Origin of the sequence: Ruminococcus callidus ATCC 27760, assembly GCF_000468015.1 — a bacterium.
Lineage (GTDB): Bacteria > Bacillota > Clostridia > Oscillospirales > Ruminococcaceae > Ruminococcus_C > Ruminococcus_C callidus.
Window position 1 is genome coordinate 3,038 of record NZ_KI260324.1, and the last position, 2,011, is coordinate 5,048.

The 2,011-nt window shown below is 52.4% G+C and carries 3 protein-coding genes; all 3 read left to right on the forward strand.

The annotated features are described in order from the left end of the window. Positions 1 to 240: hypothetical protein (locus RUMCAL_RS16135; protein ID WP_021680979.1), on the forward strand; the 240-nt coding region annotated here is incomplete at its 5' end. A gap of 89 nt (positions 241 to 329) precedes the next feature. Next, on the forward strand, positions 330 to 1,085 hold the full coding sequence (locus RUMCAL_RS02830; RefSeq protein ID WP_021680980.1) for a hypothetical protein: 756 nt from the start codon (positions 330 to 332) through the stop codon (positions 1,083 to 1,085). A gap of 12 nt (positions 1,086 to 1,097) precedes the next feature. Continuing rightward, a complete protein-coding gene (locus RUMCAL_RS02835; protein ID WP_021680981.1) occupies positions 1,098 to 1,982 on the forward strand; it encodes a dockerin type I repeat-containing protein in 885 nt (294 codons plus the stop codon). The last annotated feature ends 29 nt before the right edge of the window (positions 1,983 to 2,011 follow it).

Below are 2,011 nucleotides of genomic sequence, written 5' to 3' on the forward strand. Positions count from 1 at the left end.
GAGGTCACCAGTTCGAATCTGGTTAACAGCTCCAAGAATTTGCACGCGGTCTGTAGAGATTGCGTGCTTTTTTGGCTTTACCGGAAAATCGCATCAACACAGTGGGATTCGGAATTTCTGTGCGATCTGTCGAAAAAACTGACTACGCATCTTAGTGTACAAGCTTTATGCGGTATTGCCTTTATTCTCTCCGGAAAATTGCAGAAAAAGCATTGCCTTTTTGAAAAAGATGTGTTATAATAGAAGTTACACAGTCGAAAGATTGGGGGCAATTTTATATTGGTTGCCCCAAGGGGAAACCGTCCCTGCAAGAAAGGAGTTCGAACTTCATGCAGAAAAAAATGCTCGCTGCCTGTACCGCTTTTTGTGCACTGGCAGCCCTTATGGTAGGATGCACAGATGTTTCCGGCAATGGCGACAGCCAGACACCGGTAAATATGACCGCAGAAACAACGGCTTCCGAAGAAGCAGCAGAAACTCAGCCGGCAGAAACGGAAACTGCGGCAGAGGACACCGAAACCATTGACACGACAGCTGCCGGAGAAACTGCCGACACCACAGAAACCACTGCCGCAGTCACCGCAGAGGCAGCCGCCTCTCAGGGGACAGTCGGGGATACCGGCATGACAGAAAGCGAATGGGTGGCACAGGCTCAGCAGATGTACGAAAAGGCTGCACAGACCTATTACACCTATCTCTGCTCCAGCAGCGGCTTTACGTATGATACTGAGGACACCATTGCCGATGACTACGTGCGGATCACCAGCTGTGACACGCTGGAAGATGCCGAAGCACCGTACTATGCCGTGTTTGCCAAGTCTGCTCACGCTTCGGACTTTGACGGCATGCTGGAAATGTCCGAGGATAAGCTGTACGGCAGAATGGGCGACCGCGGAGCCGATATTTCTTATGTATCGTCTGCGGTAACGGCTCTCACCGCCAGCACTTCCAGCCAGCTGACCTTTGCAGTCACTTCCAGCTATGAAGATCCCGAAGACGGCTCTGCCTCTACCAAGGAGGACACGTTCACGCTGGTGCTGGAGGACGGCTCGTGGCGTGTGGGACAGTTCACTATGCCGTATTAAGGAGGGAAGATCATGTTGCAAAAACTGTTTGCCGGACTGACGGCATCGGTGCTGTGCGGCACGATGCTGGGAACTCTGTGGGCTGCTTCGGCAGAAGAAACCGATGCCCCTGTGAAAAAGACGGTGGAATGTGCAAAGAGTGTAGCCCTGACTACCGATGTGCCGAAACCGGTGCCGGACAGCCAGATCACCGGCAGAATTGTGGTGGAAGTACAGGACTATCCGGTGCATGTGACCGTGCAGAAGTTCACACCGGAGGGCACACCAACCTATTATGATATGAACCTGTCGCCGGCAGAAGACGCCGACATAACAGCGTATGTGCTGCTGGTGGACTACTGCGAATGCCCGCAGAATCCGGCGGAATTTCCGCATACTTATACATCGCCGTCCCTGACCTGCATTTATAACTCCGTGTATCACGTTTCCGTCAGCGAACCGGATACAGACGGAGCCATATTCGAGGACGACAGCGTGCTGATCGCAGACCCCCACATGGAAGCATCTGTCAGCGGAAACAGCACGTATACATATGCGGTTTCGTTTCCGGAGCAGATGACGGAACCGGTGTCCGCTTCAGAACCGACTGCGGAAGTCACTGCGGAGGGCAATTTGCAGGTATCTCGTGACATCTCTCTGCTGTATCGTCCGTTTGTGACCGGAGATACCGACGGCAGCGGTGCGATCGATACCACAGACGTGTTTTATCTGATGTATTACGTTGCTTCGAAGTCCGCCGGTGTGGCAGTGCCGGAAAATGTAAAACCTGCGGCATGCGATATTGACGGTAACGGACTTGTCGATTCCACAGATGCATTTTATCTGATGCTGTATTGTGCATATGCTGGCATCGGAAAAACCACTTCCTTTGCAGATCTGGTTGCAGGAAAATATTGAGGCAATACCGCACAAAGAGCGTCTGGCGA

What these genes read in the sequence shown, in the direction of transcription:
- RUMCAL_RS02835 (WP_021680981.1), top strand. Translation starts at nt 1,098, where the DNA reads ATGTTGCAAAAACTGTTTGCCGGACTGACGGCATCGGTGCTGTGCGGC.
- RUMCAL_RS02830 (WP_021680980.1), top strand. Translation starts at nt 330, where the DNA reads ATGCAGAAAAAAATGCTCGCTGCCTGTACCGCTTTTTGTGCACTGGCA.